The sequence below is a fragment of the Cellulomonas alba genome (assembly GCF_030362835.1).
Classification (GTDB): domain Bacteria; phylum Actinomycetota; class Actinomycetes; order Actinomycetales; family Cellulomonadaceae; genus Cellulomonas; species Cellulomonas alba.
The window spans coordinates 402,541-421,705 of sequence record NZ_JAUCGQ010000001.1 but is presented as its reverse complement, the minus strand read 5'-3'; the positions used below and the strand labels follow the sequence as shown (position 1 = coordinate 421,705).

At 69.9% G+C, this 19,165-nt stretch carries 9 protein-coding genes and 1 pseudogene; 1 reads left to right on the top strand and 9 read right to left on the bottom strand.

The genetic code is table 11. The features are described 5' to 3' along the window. Positions 1 to 124 precede the first annotated feature (124 nt). The 6 genes from QRT04_RS01900 to QRT04_RS01875 all read right to left on the bottom strand — a co-directional run bounded on the left by QRT04_RS01900 (position 125) and on the right by QRT04_RS01875 (position 9,887). The gene (locus QRT04_RS01900; RefSeq protein WP_289453194.1) at positions 125 to 610 is read right to left on the bottom strand and encodes a DUF2442 domain-containing protein; all 486 of its coding nucleotides are present in this window, start codon (positions 608 to 610) and stop codon (positions 125 to 127) included. Positions 611 to 862: 252 nt separating this feature from the next. Further along, positions 863 to 3,469: a phospholipase D-like domain-containing protein gene (locus QRT04_RS01895; RefSeq protein ID WP_289453193.1), complete on the bottom strand. Its 2,607-nt coding sequence runs from the start codon at positions 3,467 to 3,469 to the stop codon at positions 863 to 865. Positions 3,470 to 3,512: 43 nt separating this feature from the next. Next, positions 3,513 to 5,069, bottom strand: coding sequence for a hypothetical protein (locus QRT04_RS01890; protein WP_289453192.1), 1,557 nt, complete (start codon positions 5,067 to 5,069; stop codon positions 3,513 to 3,515). A gap of 254 nt (positions 5,070 to 5,323) precedes the next feature. Continuing rightward, the gene (locus QRT04_RS01885; protein WP_289453191.1) at positions 5,324 to 5,995 is read right to left on the bottom strand and encodes a DUF6308 family protein; all 672 of its coding nucleotides are present in this window, start codon (positions 5,993 to 5,995) and stop codon (positions 5,324 to 5,326) included. After that, positions 5,992 to 7,758 (bottom strand): GTPase, encoded by a 1,767-nt coding sequence (locus QRT04_RS01880; protein WP_289453190.1) that lies wholly within the window; start codon positions 7,756 to 7,758, stop codon positions 5,992 to 5,994. Before QRT04_RS01880 ends, QRT04_RS01885 begins: the two co-directional genes overlap by 4 nt. 14 nt (positions 7,759 to 7,772) lie before the next feature. Continuing rightward, positions 7,773 to 9,887, bottom strand: a complete 2,115-nt coding sequence (locus tag QRT04_RS01875; RefSeq protein ID WP_289453189.1) for a GTPase domain-containing protein — start codon at positions 9,885 to 9,887, stop codon at positions 7,773 to 7,775. Between the two features lie 198 nt (positions 9,888 to 10,085). Here QRT04_RS01875 and QRT04_RS17195 point away from each other — a divergent pair. After that, a pseudogene (locus tag QRT04_RS17195) lies at positions 10,086 to 10,226 on the top strand (transposase); the annotation flags it as partial. Between the two features lie 33 nt (positions 10,227 to 10,259). On the opposite strand, the gene recD reads toward QRT04_RS17195, so the two are convergent. Genes recD through recC form a run of 3 tightly spaced genes read right to left on the bottom strand, consistent with a single transcriptional unit; the run spans position 10,260 to position 18,780 of the window. Next, a complete protein-coding gene (gene recD / locus QRT04_RS01870) occupies positions 10,260 to 12,035 on the bottom strand; it encodes an exodeoxyribonuclease V subunit alpha (RefSeq protein ID WP_289453188.1) in 1,776 nt (591 codons plus the stop codon). Beyond that, on the bottom strand, positions 12,032 to 15,394 hold the full coding sequence (locus QRT04_RS01865; protein ID WP_289453186.1) for a UvrD-helicase domain-containing protein: 3,363 nt from the start codon (positions 15,392 to 15,394) through the stop codon (positions 12,032 to 12,034). The genes recD and QRT04_RS01865 overlap by 4 nt, the downstream gene beginning before the upstream one ends. Then, on the bottom strand, positions 15,391 to 18,780 hold the full coding sequence (gene recC, locus QRT04_RS01860) for an exodeoxyribonuclease V subunit gamma (RefSeq protein ID WP_289453185.1): 3,390 nt from the start codon (positions 18,778 to 18,780) through the stop codon (positions 15,391 to 15,393). Before recC ends, QRT04_RS01865 begins: the two co-directional genes overlap by 4 nt. Between the last annotated feature and the right edge of the window lie 385 nt (positions 18,781 to 19,165).

Here is a 19,165-nt window from a genome sequence, read left to right as displayed (position 1 = left end):
AGGTTGTGGCACGAGTTGTGGCAAACATCAGCGTCGCGCGGACGTCGACAGGCGGCAAGGGTGGAAGAGCATCCGCCCGCTGACCGATGCCCGGCGCCCTGGCCCGCCCTGGTACCCCGGGGCGCTACGGCCGAAGCAGGCGGAGGCGTCCCGGCGACTCGAGCTCGACGTGCCAGCCGGGGAAGGCACGCGCGGCGGTCACGACCGAGCGCCAGTCCCAGGCGGAGCCGTCCGCGTCGTTGGTGAACACGATGCCGTCCGAGAGCTCGACGCGCGTCGAGCAGGGCCACTGCCGGTAGGCCTCGGACTCGTCGGCCGGGGCCCACCGCAGCTGCTCGGCGGACAGGTCGGCCAGGGTCAGAGACTGTGTCGGGGGAGGCGCCTGGATCGTCGGCCGGGAGGCGGCGTAGAGGCCCTCGGGTGCGACATCGATCTCGCCAGGCCAGACCAGAGTTCCGTGCTCGACCCGGACCTGCCGGAAGAGCGCCCGATCGACTCTCAGCGGTTCGTAGAACGGGCCTCGCAACCAGTCGGCCAGGTCGAGCATCCGTGTCTCGCCATTCTCGAACCACATTGCCACGGTGAAGCCGTCGAGCGCGCGGACGGCCACCGGGCTGATCCAAGTCGCGGGCACAACGCCACGGTAGCGAGGTCGTATCTTCCGGACACCCGCACGTCTCGAGCCGGCCGCGGATGATTGGTCCCGACCGCCTGTCGCGATGTTGCTGTGTCCCGCCAGCCCGGAAGCCCAGGTGTGAACCGCTCCGTGGGGATGCGGGCGTTGGTGTGCCGATTAGGAACGCGAGGGCGTCTCGTGCCATCCGCTGCCACTCATCGTCACCGTCACCTCACGAGGCGGTGCTCAGGGGGCGACCCCTGCGGCCGCGAGCGCGACCTGAACGGGCGAGGAGACGCGATCCCATGGGGCCGGGTCGATGCGGGCTCGCGCCTCAGATTCGCCGCTTGCGATGCTGGTAGGGGAGACGAGGTTGCTCAGGCGATACGACTTCCAGACCTTGCGTGCGCCGAGATGGTCCTGAGCGACAAAGACGTTCTCGTGACGGACGTACTGACGCTCCTCGAGCCGGGCGCCCGCAATGACTCGGATCGCAACCGTCAGCTCAGTGGGAACTTGCTGCAGCGCCGTGGCGGCAATCGTGAGCGGATGCCCGGTGCGCGACTCGATGACCAGATGTGCGTCCCGCTCGAGGTCTACCGACCACCCGGGGTGCGCGGCTCGGATGAGGCGTGTGATCTCCGGCCACGGACTGCTCGCCGTCATGGCTTCGAGGTGGTCGAGGACCGCGCGGGGCGAAGAGCTCACAGATGAAGCACCGTAGATGTCGCGCACGATGGAGGTGATGAGGTTCGGGTCCGCATGTGCGAGATGCGGCCGGAGATCGTCCAAGAGGTCGGCGTAGGCCTTCCCGCTGCCGGTCGTGCGTATCGGAGACGCTCCCTGATCGAGCCGGTAGAGGCAGACCGCCGCAAGCGAGCCCACCTCCGGCTGGAGCCGTGCTGGCACGTCGTCGCCCGGAAGGTTCGCTGTGGCCTCCGCCAGTGAGTGGAACCAGCCCTTGTCCTCGTCCCACGCTCGCGCCAGAGATACGAGCAGCACGAGGCGGGTCAAGGCCAGCCTGTCGATCGCAGGCCGCGCGGCCATCGCTCTGATGACTTCGTTGCTGACCCAACGTCGAAGGTGATTCTTCTGAGCAGCGCTGAGCTCTGGCAGCTCACTTCGGTGTTCCTCGCCCTCGCTATCCGCTTCGGCCGCGTCCAGGTCGTCGGCGGAGTGGACGTCGTCGAAGTCGGACTCGTCGGCATCGAATCGGTCGGCCCATCGAGGCGGTCGTGACGAGCCGGAGGGTTGCAGCTGGCGTGCAAGGTGGGGAAAGACGAGGCCGCTGGACGCGTCATGCGCGACTGTCGGACCCAGTCGCGCGACGGCCTCGTCGGAGTAGCGCGCCCAGGCTTCCTCGTCGTCGAAGGTCCGCCGGTTTCTGTCACCCGAGACAACCGCCGGCGACTCGGTGCGGTGCGGCGCGGTGCCGGCGGCCGGCACTGCCCTCTGCTCCCTCGTCACCCGATCCAGGGTTCGCAACCAATCGCGCCACGCGGAGTGGTCGTCGAACAGGGTTCGCCAGTCCATGTCGGTGTTGACACTCGTGGATCGACGGGGCGGGATCCGCCGGACGACGGCTTCGATGTCGGTCAGGAAGTGGAAGGGTCCGCGATGCTCGACGCCGTCGCGCTCGTACCTGAGCCGCAACCGGGAGCGCGCCCCGAACGTGCGCGTGGGCGTGAAGCGGGCCACCAGCTGGCCGGGTGGGATCTGTCCGAGCGTCGACGTCACCTCGGGCTGGTCCTCGAACTCACTGGCATCGATCAGTATCGGGAAGGGTGCGGGGCTTGAGAGCTCAACGACGATTGCGGCCTCGTCGAATGTCGCAGACAAGAGCACGGGCGCCGGCTGGGCTCCGCTCACGGTCTCGCCGGGCGCGGCTTGGATCCGCACAGTGGGGATCGCGGCGGCCATGATCGGTTCGCCGAGACCGGGGAAGATCGACCGGTTCATGTCGGACACGACCCCAACCTCGCAGTTCCCGCCATCACGGACACTCCGGAGAAGCGCCGCGCCGGTGAGGTTTGGCGAGCCGGTGAGCACCCAGCGCCGCTGCGGCGACGCGGCCTCGAGCAGCTTGCCGTGCCGGTACCGTGCGCCAGCGTCCTGCCACACGAGTTCGACCGAACATTGTGCGGCGACAGATTCGAGTGCGGCCGGGTCGAGGACGGTTCGGCCGGGCTGGACCGCGATCTTCACGGTGCGGGGGCGGTAACGGTCGATCAGCGCACCGAGCGCCGTGCCGGACGGGTCGTGGAACGGGGCGTGGAGTGCCAGCTCGTCGGCGGGCGCCTCCGGCAGTTGGTCGAGGATCGGTCTGAACGCGGTTGTCACAAGCCGCGGCCCGCCCTCGACGGCGGGCGACGTAGAGATCAGGCGTTCGATCGAAGCGAGGACGCGACGTACGGCGGCGCGTGCGGGAGTGCTCATCTGCAGCTCAGTGACGCTCGCCAACCATGAGGCCACTTCGCCCACCATCGTGGGTACTCCGGTGGCCGCGTCGCCTGTAGCCACGCACAAGGTCTCGTCGTTGCCGAGCCACCCACCTGTGGTGAGGTTCCCTGATCCGACGGCGACGAGGACGCGCTCGGGTCCTACCAGGACGCACAGCTTTGGGTGGAATGCGGCGGGCAGGGCGACGACGCCGATGAGGTAGCTCGCGCCGGCCGCGTGCACCGCCTGTGGATCCGGGTTGTACTGCGCGGCGTCGCAGAGCACCGTCACCGCCGCCCCACTGGCCCGAACAACCCCGAGTACGCGCTGCTCGAAGTAGCCCAGATCGAAGTTGAAGGTGGTGAAGAGGGCCTCGGTGTAGGGCCGGTCCTGCATGTCCGGCAGTCCGAACAAGCGGGAGTGGAGTGAGGCGACTCCTTTCGCCTTCAGGCTCGTCTCATTCGAGGAGGTAGCCACGTGGCCCCAGTTCCCACACGCCGGCGTCGCTCACGCTGAAGATCCCGGTCTGGCGTCCCATGGACAGCAGCTGTGTCCAGCGCAATGGGGGTTCACCTGTCGCCTCGCCGTGCATCTTCACCACCAGGTCGTCCTGGAGGAGGATCCGCAGTGGCATCACGTACCGGCCCGGGCGCCAGTACGACTTCGACATGGTCACGCGGTGAGCCCGGTTGACCATGACGGACGCAAGCCAACGGGCGAACTCTGCAACCGGTCGCGCACCCCAGTCACTGAGTACGTTCGAGACCCACTGCGGTGACAGTTCCTCGGACTCGAAACGGTGGCCGGGGGGACCGGCAAGGCCGAGTCGCACGGGTCCGCTTGTGTCATGCAGGAGTCGGAATCGCATCGCGCCGAGTGCGAGGGTGGCCAGGTGTCGCTCAGGCGAGGGCCGGTCGGCGATCTCGAGCTCGGCGGGGAGTGGCGCGCCGTGGGCGTCGACCACAGGCGGGAGGCCCGCGACGAAGTCGGCCAAGGTGCCCGCGGGCATGTCCTCGGCGAGTAGTCGTCCGAGTTGGTCGACTGTCAGCGGACCCCCATTGAGGTAGCGGCAGGTGTGAGCGAACAGCTCGCGCCAGGCGGCGACCGAGGCCGCGCGGGTACGGATGCCGCGCCACCGCAGCCAGATCTCCGTGCTGCGCGGGTCGTCGACGACCACCGGACTGAACATGACGAACGCGCCAAGGTCACGCTCGGTGCGAACCTCCGACGACCCCATTGCGGTCGCGAAGAGGCGCATGAGCTGCCCGATGTTGCCCGCGACGGTTCCCGCCTCGTCGGGACGGCCAGCAAACCGTTCGGCGAGCAGGCCGCCGTCGTCGGACGTTGCTGCTCGGCACAGGCACATCGAGCCGAGATCCGCGACGTCGGCGAGGCCAAGAGAAGACGTCGTCGCGGCGAGATCGACGACAGGTCCCAGTTCGCGATGCACTACGGGGCGGTCGTAAGCGGGGCCGGGCGACAGTGGGCCGTCTGCCAGCCAGCCCAGGCTGACTTCGGATCCGAAGTACGGTCCGAGGAAGCCCGTGGCTGCGTTGGCATACTTGCCTGGCCCCATCCCGGCGGCGTCGTCGAGATCCACCTGACCGGACGACAGAAAGCTCAGGATCCGGTCACGGCCGTGAGCCGCCGGATACCACGAGTCGTGGCCGTCGCTCTGCTGGTGCGACATGCAGATTAGGGCGTAGACGATCTCGGTACGGCGCAGAAGGTTGCGCGCCTGTCCACCGTCGAGCCGTCGGCGTTGCGCTTCATCGGCGATCAGGGCATGCAGGGCGTAGTAGCGAGCGGTGTTGGTCACGGTCGTGACACCAGGCACGTTGACGGCCACCGCGGCGTTCAGGAACTGTTCGACGGCGAGGGGGAACAAGCCCTGGATCGGATCGCTCGAATGGTCGACCCAGCCAGGGCCCTCCACGTTGGCCAGGCCGTCCAGCACCGACTCCTCGGTCTTCGCAGTTTGGTCGTCGCCGCGAATGACCTGCGGCGACGTCACTGGAATCGAACCCCTGTGGCCGGAGGACCGCAAGCGTCATCGCAGGGCTCAGCACCGGATCACGCTCACGTCTCGACGCAAGCGCGAGTTCGCCACGCATGGCAACGCACAAATGTCGTTAAGCGACGCGGCGCCGTGACACTCGCGACACGCCGGTGCTTCGACGCCCCGCCAGTGCGTCATCACCACGCGTGACGGGCGACGTCCGGTGGGCCAGCGGGTTTTCGCAGGTCCGCACGGCTGCGGGGGGCGGGTCAGTCGCGGCCGGGGCTGGTCCGGGCAGATCGGCGGCCTCCGAGGTGCCAGCCGATGATGTCGAGGGCGCGCAGCGCGGTGATGGCTGGGCCGCCGGGCGGCGTCAGACGCGCGAGCCTGTGCCAGGACTCCGGTCGCTCGCGCAAGTCGTCCTGCATGTGCCGCAGGACTTCCAGTGCGAACCTTTCCCAGCTTCGGCCCTTCACCGGGGGTACTGGCGCGTGCGGGTGGTCGCGGTAGCACCACGCGATCCGCACGTCCCACAGTGGCAGCAAGAGGGGGCGCTTGCGATGCACGATCTTGGCGAACTTGGTCAGGCCGACCTGGAACAGGGTCGCCTCGTCGAGATACCCGAACAGATGTGCCGCCGCGGCCAAGTCGCGCTCGTCCGCATCCGCCAGGGCGACGTCCTCGCGCACCTCGGTGAGCCGTTCGTTGATCCCGTCGAGGCCGTCGAGCAACGAGTAGTAAGCGCGCAAGGTGCGGACGCCGGCGTTGAGCAAGGTCGGGGCGAACAAGTCTTGGGGTCCGATGAACGGACCAGCCGACCCTGGATACCCGTCGTAGGCCGGGTAGGCGTAGTGATCCGATGGCGAATTGAGGTACGTGACGACGAGGCGATTCGCCGCGTCTGCGTCGATCGTCTCAGCGCCAACGCGAAGCTTCGTCACGGCGTCATCTCGTTGCCTCGTCGTCGGTCAGGACCCGGGGCGGAAGACCCTGCTGCGGCCGCCAGGGCAGCAAGGGCCGTGCCAGCTCGCTTCTGCACGGAGCTCAAGCGGTCGCGAAGGTCGTTGCGAGTCGCGCGCGCTCCGTAGATCTCGCCGGCCATCGCGTCAATGCGCTCGAACTCCGGCTTGAAGATGTCGTCCAAGTCCTTGCCGAAGTTTTCGAGGGCCTCAGCCACGATGGTGGCGGCCTGAGCCAGGACCTCCTGAGTGATGCTGCGACGTCGCTCGGCACGAGCCTGCTCAGCCTTCACAGCGGCCCGCTCGTCAGCCAAGACGCCGTATGCCTCGAGGCCGACGGCGATCACGACTCCGCCGACTCGTGCGACCTTCCCGATTGTGTTGGCTGTCCTGACCGCCTGCCACGGCTTGAACTTCTTGCCGAAGGCACGGCCGACCGTGAGCACAACCTGGTGGCCGTTGCTGCCCGCCGAAGGCCTCACTCCACCGCCCGCGCCCCAGAACTTGTTGAACTGCTTGAGGTACTTGGACATGTCGCGCGTCCACCCCGGAGCTGTCGGAACGGCAGCGTGGCTTGGTCGGACCACGACCTCGGGCGCATCGAAGCCGGCGGTCTCCACGTCGGCGAGTTCGAGTGTGAGGCGCCCGTACGGCGTTGCCTCGATCGCGAGGACCTCCGAGGCAAGGTCATCGAACTGAATTTCCAGCACGCGCTTGACCGAGCTCTCGAATCGCTCGAGCGCCGTGCCGAGGCTCTCGTTGAGCGTCGCCATGCGACTTTCGAGCGTCGTCCCAGAAAGGTCGCCACCATGCTCATCCCGTTCGATGGCATCGGCGAATTGCGTGGCGGCCCGAACAGCGTCCGAGCGGAACTGAGCCGATCGAGCCCCCAACAGTTCTCCGAGATGGATCCGCTTCTTGGAGAGAGCGGAACGCTGCCGCCCCAGAACCGTCAGAGCGGCCTGCTCATTTGGGTCGTCCGTCAGCGACGCAGAGGCTTCGAGCGAGATGGCAGCGATCATCTGTAACGGCTGACTCAGCCTCCCGAGCTCGCCTTGTTGTCTGGCAAAGTCGTTGATGAGGGCTGCGACCTTTGCCAACCCGGACGCCTCGACGAAGGCTGATGAGTCGGCGGGAGCGGAATCCGCGAGGTCGAGGCCGTCGAGGTAGTACTGGGCGTCGCACTCAACCCACGGGACCTGTTCGAACGAGCCGAGCGCCTCCGTGATCGCAGCCTCGCGATGACCCGGGGCGGCCTCCATCGTCCCTGCCTTGGTGATCACGATGAGTGTCTGGTGCGACTTCCCGAGTCGTCCCAGGACATCTCGAAGGTGGGCGACAAGTGTGTCGTCGAAAAGTTCTACAGGCACGGCGAAGAGCACCAGGTCCGCCGCTTGGAGCGCTTGTTCAGCCCGCTCGTCATGGTCTGGTCGATCAGCGTGGACGCCGGGAGTGTCGACGAGGCGGACGTCCCCGTCCCAGCTGTACTCCGTGACCTGGTCGGTGGTCACTCCAGAGCCGATCGGGATGTGGAAGGCCCGGTTGGTGAGCGCTTCGATGAGTGTCGACTTCCCGCTGCTGTGGTAGCCGGTGAAAACCAACAGAGGGGTGGCGTGCGCCTCTACCGAGAGCCGTTCCAGCAGCGGCTCGGCGAGCGCCGGATCGAACTCGGCGAGGACGTTGCGTAGCTCCTCGGCCAATCCGCGCGCTCGCGCTGAGGACTCTTTGAACAGGTTGACGGTCACGAGCTCTCAATCCTTCAGGTTGTCTCGATCTGGACTCGTCGGGCGAGGTGAGCCTCCAGGCCGACGGCCCAGGTCTCGGCGATTGCGGAGGGGATGTCTGCAGCGATGCTCAGGAGGGCCGATGCGGCGTCGGCTCTGACGAGCCGCATGGGCGCTTCGACGAAACTCAGCGCGTACGAGAGGGCGCTGGCGGCCTCCCCACCTGAAGTTGAGGCCTTGCCACCGGCGAGTGTCTCGCCGACGTCAGGTGGGAACAGCCAAGACTCCGCGAAGCCTGCATCGTCGAACTCGACGAGAATGCAGACCCCTGGCACGCGCGTAGCCCGCTTCACCGCGCGCGCGAGGCGTTCTCTCCGGTCGATCCGAAGCAGGGCTGAGGTTGTCTGTCGGTCCAGTTCTCGGACCGAGGCTTGCAGGTTCTCGCTACCTTTCGTCCATTCTGATGCCACGAGCTCCAGCGCGGCTGATTGCTCATGACTGCGCGCAAGTTCACGTCCGAGCACATCACGGATGTCATTGAGTTGATCGCCGATTGCTGCGCGGTACTTACTTGTCAGCTCGTCGAGAATGGGGCCAACCTGCTTTGCTACCTCATCTCGCCGCTTTTGCAGGACGCCGTCCTTGCCCAGGAAGATGTGGTCGACCAGACTCTTGATCCGCCCTGCTGCAAGTCCGGCGATGCCACCGATGACGAACCCGGCGCCAGCGGTGACGATCGCAGCCGGCCCAGCCGCCAATCCGAGTGCTCCGCCGATCTGAGCTCCGAGCCACGCGCCCCCGGCGAACCCCAACAGTGAGCCTCCCGCGCCGACTCCTGCGCGGATCAGCCGGTTGCCCCACACGGCGCCGAACCCCGGCAGATTACGCAGCCCGAACTGGTCGAGCGAAACGTTCGACCATTCTGCGTCGGTAGCCTCGATCGTGGACCTGATTTCGTCCGCCAGACTTGTCAGCCGGTGTTCCAGCGTCTTCTGTAGCTCGTCCTGGAGAGCCTCGACCGCGTCGTTCCAGTCCGATTCAAGAGACTTCCCGAAGTCGATCGCATCGAGGTGCCAGTCGCGACGCCGTCCGACGGCTGCCTCAACGTCCGACTCCATTGCCTCGCCCGTGGAACGCACGGCGCGACGAAGGCGTTCGTGCATGTCGTTGTACATGCCACGGTTGTGCTCCGCCCGGGCACGTAGGGTGGCCGAGGCCAGTTGTAGCGACCGCGCCAGTTCTTCGGCCGGTTGACGCTGATTGTCGATGAGTCGAAGCGCGCGCCGGCTCTCTCTGTGGGCTTCGTGTTCGCGCAGGAGCGCGTCGGTGAGGTCTGCGATCCGGCTCGCAGCGTGCAGCTCGGTGTCGACTTCGTCGTATGCGAGAGCTTCTGCGGCTGCGAGGGCGTGCACGTGGACGACTTCGAGCGGCTTGACACCGGCGACGGCCATATGTCGCCTGATCTCGTCGAGGAGCCCTTCGCGGTGGCCGAAGACACGGTCGGGGAAGCGCAGAAGGTTCAGCCGTCCAACGCCTTCGAGCGATTGGCGGCAGTTGAGGGCCACGATGATCGGCTTGCCAATCAGGCCGAGCAGCTTCAGCGCCGCCGCCGACTCCTGCTGAATCGAGTCGCTGCTGTTCACCCAGAGAATGACGTCGGCGTCCAGAGCGGCCGCGAGCGCCTTCTCCGTGTCGTCCGCACCACCGTGGGCTCCGACGCCCGGAGTGTCGACCAGTTCGATGTGTTCGGACACCGACATCGCGGCTCCAAAGACGTCTCTGGAGAAGCGTTGACGCCCGTCGCCGATGCGGTCGTGGTGGAACCCGGTCAAGGCCGTCAGAAGTGAGGACTTGCCTGCCATGGTTCGACCCATCAGGACAATCCGCATCGGCGCGGCGAGGTCCTCTGCTTCGCCCTGTGCCGTGCTGACCGAGGTATCGCGGGGCGCCAGAAGTCCGTCACCAGCTGCGCCGAGCGCCTCCGCCCGGTGGAGGGCACCTTCGCTGACCGCAACGGTGAGCGACTCGAGTTTGACCAAAGCATCGAGCAAGCCGGGCCATGGGTCGGTCCACTCCGGCTCTTCGCCGAAGATCACGGGGAGCGCCGTCGGAAGCCACTCGTGACGGCGAGGCACGTCGCGCTTGGACACGCATCCATCATCGGCAAGCTGGCCGTGTCGTCTGAGGGAGATGGTCGCTCCGATCGGTCGGTTCGGATCTGCTCCCCCGCATCTGAGCGGTGCTCGGCGCGTGAACCGCCCCGGCTTCCATGGAGGCTGGTGTGTCCCGGGCTTCGCAGAGTCCGATTCCTGGATTCTTGTGCCACTTGACCCTCGGAGGAGGGCCTCGTGGGACGTCGTGGATACCCACCCGCGTTCCGACGCAAGGTGCTCGATCTGCTGGCGGCCGGCCAGTCTGTCGCTGATGTGACGCGCGACCTGGGCATCAGTGCCGAGTCGATCTACACCTGGCGGCGGCAGGACCAGATCGACCGCGGGCTCGTGCCGGGGACCTTGTGCGGACTACTCCGGCTCACGCAGGCCGCTGGCGCGCCTGACCGGACGAGCGACTGCGGCGCGGACGGCGTCAGGGGTGCCGATCACGCGGACGAACGACCGCGCCCGAGTGACCGCGGTGTAGAGCAGCTCGCGGGTGAGCAGCGGCGACTGCGCCGGAGGCAAGATGACGGTGACCCGCTCGAACTGGCTGCCCTGGCCGCGGTGGACGGTCATCGCGAGCACTGGCTCGACCACAGGTACCCGAGATGTGCGGACCAGCATGGGGGAGTGCGGCTCGCCGAACGCGACGAGCGCGCCGTCGTCGCCATCGCTGATGACCACGCCGGTGTCGCCGTTGAACAGGCCGCTCGCGCGGTCGTTCTGCGTGACCAGTAGCGGGCGGCCGAGTGGCCACATGCCCCAGGCGCGCGCACCCGTCGCTGCGGCGATCCAGCTCTCTGCCTGCGCGGCCCAGTGCGCGACACCCGCAGGTCCCTCGCGGTGCGCGAGCAGCAGGCGGTGGCGGCCCAGCGCCTCCAGGGCTGCGCTCGCGTCGCCCTGGCGTGCCGCGCCCACGAGGGCGTGGCCCCAGCTCTCGACGTCTGCGCGAAGACCGGCGATCTCGGCGGCCGACGCGCGCTCCCCGGCCGTCTCGATGAACTCTCGGTGCTCGTCACCCGCACGCAGGAGGGCGAGCACCGCGTCAGCGTCGCCCGCGCGGATCGCCTCGGCGAGAGCCCCCAGCTCCGCGCCGAAGCGGTGTGCCCGCGTGAGACGGACCACGCCGGTCGACAGCGACGCCACGAGGTCGCCCAGCACCGCGCCGGCCTCAACACTCGCGAGCTGGTCGGGGTCGCCGACGAGCACGAGCCGGGCGTCCGGCCGCACGGCCTCGGCGAGTCGGGCCATGAGCTCGAGCGACACCATCGACGCCTCGTCGACGATCACGAGGTCGTGCGGCAGCGGCCGCTGCGTGCCGTGGAGGAATCGTGTCGTGCTGCCGGGGCGCCAGCCGAGCAGCCGGTGAACGGTGCTCGCGTGCAGGTGTCCGACGGCATCTCGGTCGGTCGCCCCGAACTGCTCGATCTCCGCGGCCACCGACTCTTGAAGCCGTGCCGCCGCCTTGCCTGTCGGTGCCGCGAGCGCGACCCGCAGGCCCGGCTCGGTCGCGGCCAGCGCGGCCACCATGCGGGCGACCGTCGTGGTCTTGCCCGTGCCCGGGCCGCCGGTCAGCACGAGAAGCCGACGGGACGCGGCCGCACGCACCGCCTCGCGCTGATGCCCATCGTCGGGCCGCGGGAAGAGCCGGCTGACCGCCGAGTTGAGCGCCGCCTCGTCGAAGGGTACGAGCGCGAGGCGTGCATGCAGCTCACGGCGGACGACCTGTTCGTCGCGCCAGTACCGGTCGAGGTAGACGCGGCCGTCGACCCATCGGACGGGGCGGTCGGCCGGGCCCGTGACCCCGTCGGCAACGAGGGGGCTGCGACGCACCGCGGCATGCCACTCATCGAGCGCCGGTAGCAGGGCGGTGTCGACTCCATCGAGGGTCGCAGCCTCGCCGAGAGCCAGGCACACCGATCCCTCGCGCAGTGCGCGGACTGTGAGTGCGATCGCGAGCAGCACCTGTTCGTCGGCCTCGCCGCCGATCGCGCCGAGACGGGTGGCGACATGGACGTCGGCTGAGACGAGCGCGTCGGCGTCGACCAGGCGCGCCAGCACTCCCTTCGCCCGCCAGGGGCGTGATGCGGAGAACCGGTCTTCGCTGCTCTCGACGTCGCTCGTCGCGCTCGGCGTGCTCATCGTGTCGACCCCCGCCCGTCGAGCAGGTCGGACAGCGCGACGACGAGGGCCGCGGGTGGGCGCCATGCCATCACGCCGACCGTCGTGCCGGCGACGACGGGCGCTTCGGGCCCGAGCATGCCGCGTAGGAACAGGTACAGGCCGCCACCCAGGTGCACGTCCGGGTCGTAGGGCGGCACGCGCCAGCGCAGGTAGCGGTGCAGCGCGACCGAGTACAGCATGAGTTGCAAGGGGTAGTGCTGGTCGAGCATCGCCGCCGACATGGCCTCCGGGCGGTAGTGCCAGGCCGACAGCGGCTCGTCGACGGGGCCGAGACGGTTCGTCTTGTAGTCCACGACCAGGTACCGATGCCCCCCGGGGGCGTCGGCCGGGATGCGCAAGACAGCGTCGATGCTGCCCGTCAGGTAGCCCCGCAGACGGCCCGGTGGGAGCCCGTCATCCGCGAGGCGGTCCGCGTAGCCGGCAAAGACATCGTCGGCGGGCAAGTGCGTGCGCAGCAGGGCTGCCACATCGCGCAGAGAGGCTGGCGGGCGGCCGCCGCGGTCGCCACCCGCCAGCGGGAGCTCGAAGTCGAGCTCGGCGAGGCGGTCGCGCGTGGCGAAATCGCGCAGTGCGGCGCCGCGCGCGAGCGGGCCGAGCGGCGTGGAGACGGCGGGCAGCAGAGCGTCGGCGAGCTTGGCGGGTGCGAGGCCGGGAACCGTCCCGGCCCGGTCGCATTGCAGCGTGAGTTCGGCGCGCGTGTCGGTGGCCGAGGTATCGAACAGCTCGAGCGCCCGGTGCACGACCGTGCCAAACGTGGTCCCGGCGGGCAGCTCGGCCATGGGCGACGGCAGCGTGCGGAGCATCGCCTCGTCGGGCGTCACGGCAGCTGCGGCTGGCGGCACCAGGGACGGTGCGTCGGGCTCGTCCTGCAGGCCCGCGACGTCGGGCTCGGTTGCGACCCCGGTGTCCGCGTCGCGCACCGCGCCGCCGTGCGCGGGTGCGGTGAGGGCTGAGAACGACGTGCGCCGCCATGCAGAGTCGACCGGCCGGTCGAGCGTGTCGACCGCCAGAGTCGGCGCGGTGTGCAGCGGGGCGGTCCATCGAGTCGTCGGCGGCTGGTCCTGGACCACCTCGAGGTGCAGGTGGCCCGGAGCGCGTGCGACGAGATCACGCAGCACTGCCTCGGTCGCTACGTCGGTCGTCGTCGGCACGCTGTCTTGCGGTGTGCCATCGGCCGCCCGCGAGCCCTGGAGCAGGCGGGTCAACGGACCACTGGGAGAGTTGCTGCTTGGCGCCCACCAGAGCACGACCTGGCTCGTCGCCCGAGTGAGCGCCACGTACGCCAAGCGGAGCGTCTCGCCCGCGTCGTCCACCGACCAGGCCGCCCGCGCCTCGGTGTACCTCGGGCTTCCCGCGCCGCCCACGTGGAGCGTGCGCTCGCCGTTGCTGTGGAACTGCAGCGTCTCGGGTGTGCGTGGCGTCCACCGGTCCCACAGGTAGGGCACCATCACGACGGGGAACTGCAGCCCCTTGCTGGCGTGGACCGTGATCACCTGGACGGCGGCGGCGTCGGTCTCCAGACGGCGGCTGCGCTCCTCCGCGTAGTCGCTCTCGGCATCGTCGATGCGTGCCCGCAGCCACTCCAGCAGCGCCGCGGCGCCCATGCCCTGGCCGGTCGCGGCGGCGTGCAGCGCTTCGCCGACGTGCCGCAGATCGGTGAGGCGGCGTTCGCCGTCGGGCCGCTCGAGCAGGCGTGCGCGCATGCCGTCGGCCGCAGCGGCCTCCTGGATCGACACGACGCCGCGATCCGCCAGGACGCGCGACCACGCGCGCAGCCGGTCGGCGAGCTCATCGCGTTCTTTGTCGTCGGCCAGCGCGAGGCGGGTTGCGTCCCAGCCAAGGAACGGCGTGAGGGCGGCCGCGGCGACGGCGCCCGGCAGGGCGGGCCGCGCCAGCGCGGACAGCAGCAGGAGCCAGTCCTGCGCGGCGGCGGTATTGAACACGCTCGCCAGCCCGGTCACGACCGCCGGCACTCCGACGTCAGCGAGCGCGTCGCGGACAGCGACGGCCTCCCTGTTCTTGCGCGCCAGTATCGCGATGTCGCCCGGCTCGACGGGTCGCCAACCACCCTCATCGCGGAGCTGCGCGCGGCTGAGCGTGCGCACAACCTGGGCAGCGACGTCGCGGTGCAGCAGCTCGCGCACCGGCCAAACCGCGGGTGCCTTCGGGCCCACGGCGCCGACCGCGGACCGCGTGATCTGGCGGACGATCACGCCCGGCCCGCCGTTGAGCCGGCGGCCTGAACGCCCGGGCGAGACCGGGTGCACGACGATGCGCGGGTCGCCCAGCGCGGTTCCCTCGAGGATGGGTGCGAGGCCGGCGAGCACGGCGGGGTCGGCGCGCCAGTTGCGGGTCAGCGTCTGCGTCTGCGCGTCCGCGGCCGCCCGCAGGTACGTTGCGACGTCGGCACCTCGGAACGCGTAGATCGCTTGCTTGGGGTCGCCGATGAGGATCAGCGTGCGGTGCCCGTGGAACGCCGTTCGCAGGATCTCCCATTGCACGGGGTCGGTGTCCTGGAACTCATCCACCATGACGACCGTGTACCGCTCCCGCACGCGCGCGGCCGCGGCCGCGCCGGTCGCCGGGTCGGCGAGCGCGTCGCGCAGCACGACCAGCAGGTCGTCGTAGTCGAGGACGCGTTGCGCGCGCTTGCGCCGCACGAACTCGGCTCGCGCTGCGGCCGCGAGCCCGTACCGGAGCTGGCCCGGGGTGTCCGCCGGCGCGTCCTCGGGCTCCAGGCGCGCGCTGTGGTCGCTGATCGCTTCGTGCGCGACCTGTCGGGCAGTGGCGACAGTCACGAGCGGCTGCTCCGAGCCGACGTACTTGCGCAAGTAGAGGTCATCCACCACTTCGGCCTCGAGGGTGGCCACGTCCGGGACGAGCGTCGCGTCGTGGTCGACGTCGCCGACCGTGCCAAGCGTCGCCAGCATCTGCTGGCAGAAGCCGTGCGTCGTCGTGATCGTCGCGGCGTCGAACTCGGCCAGGGCACGCGCGAGCCGGTCGGCACGGCCCAGGCGCTCGTCGTCGTCGACGGCGGCGAGGAGTGCGACCACCTCGTCGTCCGTCGGCTGGGGGGTGGAGGCGCGCAGCGCACGTTCCACCTCGACGAGCCGCGCCCGCACACGGTCGCGCAGCTCCGAGGTCGCCATCCGGCCGAACGTCACGAGCATGAGCTCCGGCAGGCGCGCGGCACCTTCGGCGACGTACCGGGCCGCGAGCGACGCGATCGTGGTCGTCTTCCCCGTTCCTGCGCTCGCCTCGAGCACAACCGTGCCCACCGGCAGCGGACCTGCGACGTCGAACACCGGTGACGTCATCCGAGCCCGACCTCCTCGTGCCGGTCGAGCGCCGACCACAGTGCGACCGACAGCGCTCCAAAGCGCGTCGACTCGTGCGGTGCCCGCTCGCGGTCACGCTGCGAGGGCGGCCCGAGCAGGTCGTCGAACGTCAGGTCGTCGCCCCACACCAGGACGTGATGGGCGTCGGCGCACTCGAAGCCGCCCCGCCCCTGGCGCGCGTCCTCCGCGGAGCCGAGGTCCTTGCGGGCGGCCGCCAGTGCGTCCTCCTCATCGCCACCGCGCACCCGATGGCGCGCGTAGGCCCACGACGTCTGCAGCGGCAGGGGGAGCGGCTCACGCAGCGCCTCGTCGTACAGCTCGACGAGCGAGCGCAGGACGTGCATCGCGTCGTCTGGCCCGGGCGCCCGGAGTTTGGCGACTCGCGGCTGCGCGCTGGCGCCGTCGCCGCGGGCCACGGTCACCGCCGTCAACCGCCGGTCGGGGTGCGACGCTGTGAGCGCCAGCAGATGGACCCATGCGCGCAGCCGGTGCTTCGGCCCCAGCCGGCTGTACACGGCCCGCGCGACGACGTCGCCTCGCACGCCGTGCACCGTGCCCGCCAGCCGGCGGCCGCCGGGAAGCTCGACGTCGACTTCCAGCGGCGTGCCCGGGCCGTCGAGGTGCCGTCGAGCGGCCACGAGCAGGGGGTCGACCTCATTTCGCACTGAGGCGAGCGCTGCCCCGCCGAGCGCACCCGGTGGCATGTGGCCACGGCGCCGCTCAGCGGCGGCGGTCTGGTCGAGCGGGATGCCGTCGAGGCCGGCTGCGAGCAGCCGGTCGCCCACCGACCAGCGCTCGAGGGCGCCCATCTCGAGAGGGAGCCGGTCGTCGAGCTGCGGCTCATCGCCCGGCAGTCGCACGCCCAGCCGGACCCTGATGAACGCGCGCACCGGATGCTCCAAAGCCGTGACCAGCTCCTCGAGGTCCAGATCGTCGTCCACCTGCGGCGGCAGCGGCTCGGCCAGGAACGGCCTCACCTGCCAGTCGCGGTGGCGCGCGGCGAGGGCCGCGGCGAGGTCGAGCCGGTCGAACGCGAACGGTCCTGGCCGGCCGAGCGCCCCGGCGGTGAAGTTCCGCTCGTCGACGGTCTGCAGCGGGTGGTGGACCACATGCGTCCGCGCTGGCGCGCCGTCCGGGTAAGCGACCGCATCGTCCAAGGCGTCCAGCAGCTCGCCGACGGGCACCGCTGGTGGGCGCACGGCGCCCGTGCGCTCGTCTGCGCCGGAGTGCACGATGAGCAGGCAGTCTTCTGCACTCGTGACCGCGTCGAGGAACAGCTGTCTGTCCTCCTGCCGAGGGTCGCGCTCACCGACGAGGGGGTCGCGCGCGAGCACGTCGTCGCCGTCCGGGGCGACTGCGCGAGGGAATTGCCCGTCATCCATGCCGATCAGCGCCACGACCCGATGGGGGACGGCCCGCATCGGCTCCAGCGAGCACACGGTGAGCGCGCCCGTGCGGAAGCCCGCGCGGGTAGGTCGTCCGCGCAGGTGCGGTTCGAGCAGCGCGACGATGTCCGCGAGTCGCAGCGAGGCGGTGCTGGTCGCCGCGAGACGTGCTGTCGTCACTACGTGCGCGGCCTGCGCCCGCTGCCAGCGGTCCGCGGGCGCCACGTCGGTGAGCAGGTCGACGGCTCGTTCCAGAGCGGCGAACCAGTGCTCCGCGGGCTGGGCACCCGTGAGCCCGGCGAGGGCGACGGTGAGGCGGTCGAGAAACTCGGCCAGGCGGCCCGCGAGGTCGACGTCCGTGCTCGGGACGTCGTCGATGGGCAGCACGGATCCCACGAAGCGGTTGTCGTCCTCGGCCATGGCGACACCCAGCAGCAGCCGGTCGAGAGCGGTCGACCAGGTGCCCTGAGGGACATTGCCCAGCTGGAAACGCGCACGGCGTTGCGCGTCCTCGCCCCAGTGCACGCCCGACTCCAGCGCCCACGCGCGCACGCGGTTGAGTGCGTCTTCATCGAGCCCGAAGCGGCGCCTCACCGGAGCCTGGCCTGCGAGGTCGACGACCGCCGACGCAGTGACGCGGGAGTCTGCGAGCTCCAGAACGGTCGCCAGGACGGTGAGAACAGGGTTAGAGCGTGCCGGCGCGCGGTCGGCTATCCGCACGCGAAGCGTTCGACCTGGGTGCGTCTCGGGTGCATCGCCGTCGACAGCAGGCTCGAAAATGGCCTCGACGAGGGGGGCGAACAGCTCGACGTCCGGGCACATGACCACGATGTCCCGAGGCTGCAGCGTGGGGTCGTCGGCGAGCAGCCCGGCGAGCGCGTCGCGAAGTACCTCGACCTGGCGCGTGCGGCCGTGGGCGGCGTGCACCTGCACGGATCGATCGTGTGCACCGGCGTCATGCCGGGCGCCACCCGATCGATCGTCTCGAAGCCGAGTCTGCAGCGCGCCCAGAACGCTTCGAGGGGGCTCTGGGACCTCGACCCACGTGACGAGCGGGTCGAAAACGAGCAGCCGCGACTCGAGCTCGGTCGCGTCTGACGCCATGGACTCGAGCATCGGGTGCTGAGCCACCCGCCCCGTGTCACGACGCCGAGAGACGGGTGGGCCGGGCGCTGCGGCAACACGCTCCCACAGCCGATGTGACGGGCTGGGCAGCCACAGATGCACCTCCCGGTGCGTGGCCAAGGCGTGCAGGACACGCACGTGCGCGTCGGGGAGCGCCGTCGGTCCGAACACCGACAGGCGTTCGGGCAGGTCAACGACGTCAGGTTCAGCGGCGAGCCGGCCGACCGCGTCGTCGATGCGCAGCGCGGGCGCGGGCACGTCGAGCCGGCTGCGCAGCCTCCGCCACAGCTCTGCCTGCCAGACCAGGTCGGCGGCCAGCGGCGTGCCGGCGCCGTCCTGATCGAGCCCGTCGGCCCACGCGCGGACCAGCGCGGGGCGCTGCTCGTCGTACGACTGCAGGAGGCGTGCAAGGCGCTGCGCGAGCCGAAGGCGCCGGCTGCGGCGCAGGTGGTCGTCCGCCTGACCGAGGTAGCGCGAGATCGTAGCCAGCCACGAGGACCCGTGCTCCTCGTCGAGTACCGCAAGGACGTGCCAAGGCAGCCGGTCGGGGTGCCATGGGTCGTGGTCGGGCTCGATCCCGATCGTGGCGGCGAGTGCCTCGCGGACGATGGTCCGCGGTGGGTCGAAGCGGACATTCGCGCAGACGCCGTCCTCGCGCGGCCCGGTCCCGAGGTGGTGTGCCAGCCGTTGGGCGACCCACCGCTCGACCCCGCGCGTCGGAACTGCCACCACGTCTGGTGTGAACGGGTCGGCAGGCGGTGCGCTGAGCACTGCCGCCAAACTCGTCACCAACGCGTCGGCACGTTCGGCGACGTGCAGCCGAAGGCGGCCCCCGCCCCCCGCAGCGTCGCTCACGCTCGGATCGTAGACCGACCGACCGACAAGTCAGCGGCGACTCCGACGCGGGGTACACCGGAGGGTGTTCGGCATTCAGGCAGTGTGACGGCGACGCCAGAGCGGTCGGGCGGACGGCGCGTGAACAGCATTCGATGCACTCGGGGACGAGAACTTGGCAGCCCTACGAGGTACTGAGACGAGCGTGAACTCTGGCGCTCGAGGCGGCTGAGCAGCGACCGGTAGGCGGTCTCAACCGGCCAGGCACACCGGTCCGGATCGGGTCCGGTTCCGGTGTGTCGTTCAGCTCGGCCAGGTCGTACGCGGTGCCGCCGGCGACCGTCGGCCCGTCGACGTGCACATGGGAGGGCGCCGCGGGGGTGAGGGTCGCACCGCGCTCTGACAC

What these genes read in the sequence shown, in the direction of transcription:
- recD (WP_289453188.1), bottom strand. Translation starts at nt 12,035, where the DNA reads ATGAGCACGCCGAGCGCGACGAGCGACGTCGAGAGCAGCGAAGACCGG.
- QRT04_RS01865 (WP_289453186.1), bottom strand. Translation starts at nt 15,394, where the DNA reads ATGACGTCACCGGTGTTCGACGTCGCAGGTCCGCTGCCGGTGGGCACG.